An 8,084-nucleotide genomic window follows, 5' to 3' on the forward strand; every position below is an offset into this window, starting at 1 on the left:
TTAATCATGGTACATACGAGGAAAATATTCACTAATTTTGTCGTTATCGAATAACTGGTCTACAGTGAAATCAATGGTATCAGATACCGCAATTCCATGGCGCAACTCTTTGGGAAAGTCTTCAACTGAAGCATAAATAGTCGGCATCAAATAACGGAAATAATCTCCCATCTTAGTTTCACCATCATAGCCGACAGGGTAATCATCTCCAGGGTTATTGCCTTCTATAGCTTGATAAATAAAAAAGCCTTTATTGACTGACAGATTAGTATCACTGTAATGCCCCGAAGTCATTAACTCGCTTTCTATACACTCTTCAACTTCTTTTTTCGAAGATAGATGTCGATAAAGACATGATGAATATAAATCTAAAATAGCTAAGCCACCTTTATCAAGGGGATAGTTTACAAAAGTTGCTGATTCTTCCCACATAAATTCATTTAAATTATTCAATAGTTCTGTAACATTACTAATCGCCAGTAACGATTTAGGTAAATCACCAAAACCATTATTAATCATGACTGCGATTTTTCCATTTTTATCCATGGCAAACCAAGTAAAAACCGAACCAAAGCTAGGTTTCCAATTAATATCTAACATACTCATTTATCTACTCCTGTTGGCCATGTAACTAAGCAATTATCACATGTTTCTTTTATTGCTTTTAGCGGAATTGTATCTTTTCCCCAAACCTCTCTTGGCCTGACTGCTTGGGTAAATCGGATATTTTCTGGCTTAACTCCTTGGCGAATCAACGAGTCCGCGGCTGATACCTCAGCACAAGAGCCAACTGTATTTTTACAAAATGTTGTATATTCACCTATTTTAACACCGAGTTGGTTCTCAACATAAATTACAGTGTCCTTATTCAGCATTTCAGCTGAAATTTTACCATCGCTATATCCAATAGCTATCTTCCCCGTCACAGGATCATACGCACCTATCATGGTGGCTGTATTTGCAGCCTGAGTCTTAGACGGGAGTCTATTAATCTCTGCGATCAGTTTGTTAGTCGCAGAGGCGTGCAACTGCTCTTTTTCTATGATGGGGGTTAATTTCGAGATATTAAGCTTACCTGAAGTCAATAGCTCTTTTGAGGTGGTTGGTATTATATTTTTTAATGATTTAAGTGCCTCTTCAGAATTCACTACGACTTTATAGCCCGCTCCTCCAATTGCGGTTGTCGATATAGCAGCTTCAGGTGCTGCTATATCGGCTGCTACCAAGCCTAGCTTAGTCGCGCAGAAACTGACGCTAGCTTTACATCCAGCAAAACTTAATTTTAACCCTTCCGCAATTTGTGGAGTCGCGGCAACAACTATTTCACCTCCGAGTATGATGACAACCCCGCCGACGGCAACTAAACCCACTACTCCAGCTGCTTGTTCTCTTGCAGCAACTCTTTGTGCGGCAGCTTTATCTCCTTTAGCTGCTGCCATCATATCCAGATTGTTCTCTATAATTATTTGCTGTAGTTGATGCTCTGTATAATTGTACGTATAAACCAGCTCAGCAGAATTAGCGGCAGAAAAAGCCCCTTCTGGCTTATGGGTAATTAATGCCCCTGCAAATCCACCTAATACTTTAGTGAATTGAGTTTTGGCATCATTCCCCTTAATAGCATCTTGTAGTAATGCGATTTGTCTTTCTTGCTCATTGATATATTTTGGCTCAAACAATTTACTGTTTAATGTTATTGCAGCCAACTCTGCTGCTAGTGCACCAACAACTGCACCTTTCGCATCTCCACCAGCAATTTCAGCACTTACACCCGAAACAACAGAGTGACTTAATAGTTTTCCTGTATGGCCTAGAATCTCCCCATTGTCGCCAATAAGTCGAGCACCCTCAGCATTAATCTGATTTCCAATATTACTAAGTAAGGCAGTCTTAAAGTTATCAGTAAAACTGCCACCTTGTATTGTGGTATTCACTGTTGAGCTAATTACCGATTGAGCTGCAACACGCTGGGCAACTTTACCCCAATCTCCATTGCTTAATAGCGGTAATTTAGCATCTGCTGGATTACCTTTAGTCCACCCCATTTTTATATCTAGGCCATTGAGCGCTCCTGAAATCACCATCTGGGTGATGATTGATTTGACGACATCGCTTTTGCCCAATGAATTCAGAGTTTTGGATAGATTCCCTTGATTTTCAGCCAATGCGACTGCGGCTTGTGTGGAAAGTGCTGTCATGCCTGAATAGGCTGCGCCGGAAATGACTGTTGCAGTAGTTCCGCTAGATCCAGACGCTGCCCAAGCTGCAAACTGTGATGCCGTACCTGACGTCATCGCCGCAACGGTTATCATGATTAACGCTGACGCCACTGGATTTAAGCTTTGGCTTTTATAATCCCAACTGTCATACGCATCTTGAACCAATCCCCATTGCACATCCTTGCGGTCTTTTAGACCCGCTAACCATTTGGTGCCTTCTGTTTGACCTAGAGCATTCAGGGCATTTTGTAAGCTTTGATTATTTTTGGTTTTAACATCCGCAGTAATCCCTTTATTCGCATCAACAGTCAGTTTCCCACCAATATGCAATGCAGGTAAAACCCATTTATCTGAGGTATACCCTTTGTTGCGTTGAGTGATATAAAACCCTTTAGAATTTGTAATTACCTGTTCAAATTGCGAATTTTTGACAGCTTTAAAATTGACCTTGCCTGTTTGGCTGGTGATTTTGGCATTCTTGCCCGCATTAATTTTAGTGGCTTCTAACGTCACATCATCTTTGGCGTACAAATTAATATCGCCGCCTGCGGTAAATTCAGTGACTTTATTGGTTTTATCACTACGTGTTTTTCTAACTTCCTTTTTAGTAATACAAAGCGTCCATCGATTGCATTTCTTTTTATACTCTTCGAAGTAACTAGTTTCCTCCATCGCTTGCGCATAGAGATATCCGCCTTTTGCTGCAATATCCATTGCCCCTTTGGCGACGAGGCGAGACGCTTGGAAAAGAATGCTCCCCTCAGACAAAATGGTCAGGGTTTTACCGCTGTTAATTTCAGTGCCTATCTGGCGATATAACTCTTCAAATCGTTTACCTGATTGTTTTCGATAATTCGTTTTGACAGACTCTAAGCGTACATTTCCCCCACTTGAGAGTGTGATGTCACCTAGGGATTTAATTGTGCTACCTTGTGCGGTCAATGCACCATTGGAGGCCAGTGTGACACCTTTATCACCGGAGAGTGTCGGGGTCACATAACGTACATCTTGATTGTCTTCGTTGGGGTTAGGAATGGCGGAATAAGCGGTAGCCGTTAATTTAATATCACGGCCTGAAATTGCAGTAATTTTATCTTTTGATTGGAGATTGGCGGATTGCAAGTCAATATCACGTGCCGCATTTAACGTAATATTACCATTCGCAATAAGTTGAGAGCGCAGCTCTGGGTAGCGATTGGTTTTAAATATATTATCAACATCTTTAATAGATTTTGAGCCTAATAAAATATCTTGTCCTGCATTGAATGACAGTGATTTTCCACTGTTGAAGGCAATGCCACGCGCTTCAATATTTTTACCTGCGGTGAGGTTTATTTCCCCCGAACTAGCCCAGTTTCCTATTTTTGTGAGTAACGCATTGATATTGGCAGCAGGCTCTGAAGCTGCGAGTTTCATTAAATTGGATTCATCGCGACGAATAATAATATTGTCATTGGCACTGATAGAGAGTTTATTCGTTTTGGCTAACTGCACATTATCAAATGTAACGTTTTTACCGGCTTGTATATTTAATGAGTTCGATGCGTTAAGGACCGGGGGCGATAACACATTCCCCTTAAAAGCAGAGATAGGATTCAAGTTATACTGAATACTGCCATTTCTCGCAATTAAGGTACCGTCTTTAGCGGTTAAGTTGACTTGTTTAAGATTAAGGTCATTATTCGCAATTAGGCTTTGTGATTGTTTTGCAGCGAGCTGTGCATTATGAATATTGATGTTTTGACCTGCGATAATAGACAGATCATTTTCAGACTGTAAGTTAGAGGAAATATTTATATTATTAGAATTTAAGATAATATTTTTGGCAGTAATAGCAAAAGAAGGATTCCCTATTTGTACTATTTTTGCAACGGGCTTATCAGTATTAGGAAGTTTACTTTCAAGATTAATAGTATTTTTAAAATCAAGGACAACATTATTTCCAGCTGATATCGTTTTATAGTTTAAAGTTTCAGGCGCCCAAGAATAAAATTTATCGATTAATTTAAAATCTACTGGCTCACTAACATAAAAAATATCATAAGTTCCATTATCCTCACTTTCATCTGCAAATTTTCCTAAATCTGCATTAGATGTATCGTATTTATACCAAAGATCTAATTTTCCTGAATCAAAAGAGGATATTGATGCATTTTGCCCAGTCAATATCACATTGTTTTTTGAAGCAATTTTTCCAAAGTCACTAACTAAATTATTTGCGTTAATATAGGTATTCTTTCCTGATGTTATAGTCCCAATGTTTCCTAGACCCAAATACTGTTTTCGCTCAACATTAATACTGTCACTGTTGATTAAATCAATTTTCCCGAACCATTTTTTATAGGAGAAGTTCTCTAATCGAGGATAAAGTGAAATAATCGATACAACACCTTGCCTTTTTCCAAAGTAAGATGAGACAAAATCTTCACTATAGTTAGTTGTTGCATTGATATTAGAAGTTTTTATGGGAGATACATTCGCCGTATTTGTCAGTTTTTTGGCCCGAACCACCAAATCCCCCGCATTGGTCTTTATTGTCCCTGACTTATTCTCAATCAGGGTACTCAAATCCCCTTTGGCATTTTTTTGCATCCACAGATTATCTTGTGCCTGAATCAGTGCGTTATTACCCGTATTACTGACTTTGTCAGCAAAGACACGTATATCCTTACCGGCGATAACTTTCCCATTATTGGTGAGGGTGTTGGTGGCTAATGTGATGTCCTTGATGGCATTCACTTTAGCATTGGTGTTAATTTGCAGATTTTTGGTGCTGACATTAATGTCTTTTTTACCTTGGATATTGCCTGCAAGGGTAATTTTGCCATCGACAGTTAACGTTAGGTCATTTTGATTAGTTTGCACATTGCTGAGGTTAACCCCCACCCCTGCCTCCGTGCTGACCAATTTAACTTGGTTAGCATACATCCCCCCTAGCGCCTTAGTATCGATTGAGACACTCGGTTTTGCCCCTTCACCGGCAATCGGTGTCACGGTACCTTTTTGAAAATCAATACGGTTAGCACCTTGCATCAAGGTCAGGTTTTTGGCTTTAATTTGCCCATTCAGTTCTGTGGCACGGCTAATAATATCGGCATAGGTTTGCGCTTGCGCATTCATGCCATTTGCCCCGATAACCACACTACCTTTTTTCACCTCAACCGCAGACAATGCGCCCTTGTTATCCAGAATGGGTTTCCCCGTGGTCAAAGTGATCGCAGGGGTATTCACAAAACTACAACCATTACAGGTAATCCCATTCGGGTTGGCAATGACGACATTCGCCCCTTTACCAGCCACTTCCAACTTACCTTGTAATTCAGAGCGGCTACTGCCAGTGACTTCGTTGATAATCAGATTGGCGGCGTTTCCCTTTAAATTCGCATTAGCTTTAACCTGCCCTGCGATTTGGGAATTCACATTAGTGGTGGCGTTATTGAGTACCGCGCCTTGTTTATCGACATTAAATTGTTGGAATTTATTATGCGATACCCCCGCCCCATTCGGCGTAGCAATATTAATAATCGGGACGTTCTTTTGTTGAGTGACTTGGGTGTTTTTATCTGCCGCAGTCATAGCGGCTCCCCAAGCGGGATGCAAAGGGTAGACAGCGGTTAAGAAAATAATGGTGTAACTTAATAACCGCTTAGGCCGTGAAGGTAGTTGTTCATTTAGCATAAATAATCCTTTAAAAACGTAAAGCTACAGAGAGAATGAAACCGACCAGTAGGTCGACCAATGGTCTGGTTTAAGTTGTGAGGGATAATGCAAAGGTTTACTAAGTAGAAACTGAGAATAAAACAGGCTATTACCGGTAAAAGAGAGGCCAACGGCTCCCCCCGCTAAGGTGTTATGTTCAACGTGGTATTTATCTGAGGCGATAAAACCATAATCTAAGGCGCTGATTACACGAAACTGCCCAATGCTAGTCGTCGAGATATCTTTATGAATTTCATTGCGCCAATACCCGCCTCGGTTACCACTTAAAGACTGCTCATGGTAGCCACGAACAGAGTACTGACCCCCAATACTTATGCGTTCAATGCCGTATAAGTTATCAGGTGAATATTGACCGTAAAATGAGGTTAAATAAGTCATACCATTGGAAAAATAATACTGGTAGCTGCTGCTTAGAGTGAATTTTCGGTAATGGCTGCGCGGCGAGTCTTTCGCGAGAGTATCAGGTGAGGCACCAAAGGCGGATACCCCCCATTCAGCGACAGGGTTAAACGTGAAATAACCTTGCCCGAGCATGGTGCTGTACTGCGGAGTAAATGAGAGTGAGGTTAAGGTTGGGCTACTGATACTCAGGGTTTGGGAAGCTAACTGAGTATTGGCGTTTTTATGTTTTAAACTGCCTTGCAGGGTTAGGCGCTGTTTGCCATCGCGATAAACTAAGCGGTTTATATCAAATTGTTGATTAGTATTTTTTCCTTCATAACGGTATTGCTGACCCGATGTATAAAATGGCTGTAACGTATTATTACGATAAAATTGATAACGATAAGACCAGTAGCCATAAGGAACATTCAGATTAGCAACGATATAACGATTATAGTGGAATGCACTTCCATCCAGATCTGTATTGGCCGAGGCTGACCACTGTTCACCAAACCCTAAAGGGGAATCTACCGTTAAACTCCCTGTAATCAACTGTTTTCCCATTGCCTTCATACCTGAGTTATCGAGGCTCAGTTGGCTAGTGATAGGCCATTTATTCCCTTGCTGATGAATAATAATCCGAGAGTAGCCATTTTGGGTTCCTGGCTGAATATCGATGGTGTATTTGATAGATGGTAATCGGTTGAGTTGCTCCAGTCCCTGTTCAATATCCCGTAGATTTAATATTTTGCCTTGTTGATGAGGAAATATTTGCTGAACTAAGCGCTCAGGGGAATTTTCAATCTCAATAGTTTCAATATGCCCTTCAATAACTTGTAATAGCAATTGATGTGAGGATAAATCTTGCTCTGGAATGATGGCTTGAGAAGTAATAAAACCCTGTTCTATATAGTAATTAGTCACATGCTTGGCAAGCTTATATATTTCACCTAGCGTGAGGCAACGTTTTAAGTAAGGTGAGGTTAATTGGGTTTGTATTGTGCTGCTAAGGCGTGTTGAGCCGACAAATTGGATCCCATTGATAGGGAAACATATTTTATTTTTATTAGGGGGAAGCGATGCATCCTCAATAGGGATTGTACTTTGTTTTTCTAATAGGCTACGTTGGGTTAACTCCGATTCCAATCGTTGTTTCTGTTCAAATTGAATGCTTTCCTGTGCAGAGGATAGCAATTGATTTTCTGTGTAGCCATAAGGCGAAATGATGAATAACGATAAGTATAATAAACGCCGCATAATTTGATGATTTGTCATGTTATCTAAATTTTCGTTATGAATAGTAAAGTTATAGTAATGTAACTCATTCTCATTAACTGTTTTTAGATAAAAAATATCCACCATAAATAAAATTTAATATTTTTATTTTTAATGCGTTTTTTTGTATTTTTTTATTTTATTGCTTCGATTAATTCTTCATTAACGGTAAAAATTATTGTTATATGCTGACAATCAATCGATTGATTTTATTGGTGAGTTTGGCACTAGTAAGTAGAGCCATCGAGGTAATTTCACAATTGCAAAAAAGAACATGACAGTGAGGAATTGACTACCTATCTAATAAGTATCAGTGAAGTTCGACTTCAGTGAATCTACAGGGAAAGTGAATCATTTAAGTATCTAAATAATTCAAATTGCAGGAAGGGGACAATTGAGGATAGTTTGGGGAGAATATATCAGTATGTGACCCAAATAGCCGAAAGAAGCCAACACAGCTAGAGCTCAAAATATAACGAATACAAATTA

At 39.7% G+C, this 8,084-nt stretch carries 3 protein-coding genes; all 3 read right to left on the reverse strand.

Features of this window, described 5'->3' with window-relative positions; translation table 11 throughout:
- Genes ACPEH5_RS06120 through ACPEH5_RS06130 form a run of 3 tightly spaced genes read right to left on the reverse strand, consistent with a single transcriptional unit; the run spans position 1 to position 7,595 of the window.
- Complete coding sequence (locus ACPEH5_RS06120) at positions 1 to 606, reverse strand: hypothetical protein (RefSeq protein WP_048608298.1); 606 nt, start codon at positions 604 to 606, stop codon at positions 1 to 3.
- Positions 603 to 5,897, reverse strand: a complete 5,295-nt coding sequence (locus ACPEH5_RS06125; RefSeq protein WP_281110685.1) for a DUF637 domain-containing protein — start codon at positions 5,895 to 5,897, stop codon at positions 603 to 605. Before ACPEH5_RS06125 ends, ACPEH5_RS06120 begins: the two co-directional genes overlap by 4 nt.
- Before the next feature lie 24 nt (positions 5,898 to 5,921).
- A complete protein-coding gene (locus ACPEH5_RS06130) occupies positions 5,922 to 7,595 on the reverse strand; it encodes a ShlB/FhaC/HecB family hemolysin secretion/activation protein (protein WP_210814536.1) in 1,674 nt (557 codons plus the stop codon).
- Positions 7,596 to 8,084 lie beyond the last annotated feature (489 nt).

This window comes from Providencia sp. NPDC089933, from assembly GCF_049545585.1.
In the GTDB taxonomy this organism is placed as follows: domain Bacteria; phylum Pseudomonadota; class Gammaproteobacteria; order Enterobacterales; family Enterobacteriaceae; genus Providencia; species Providencia huashanensis.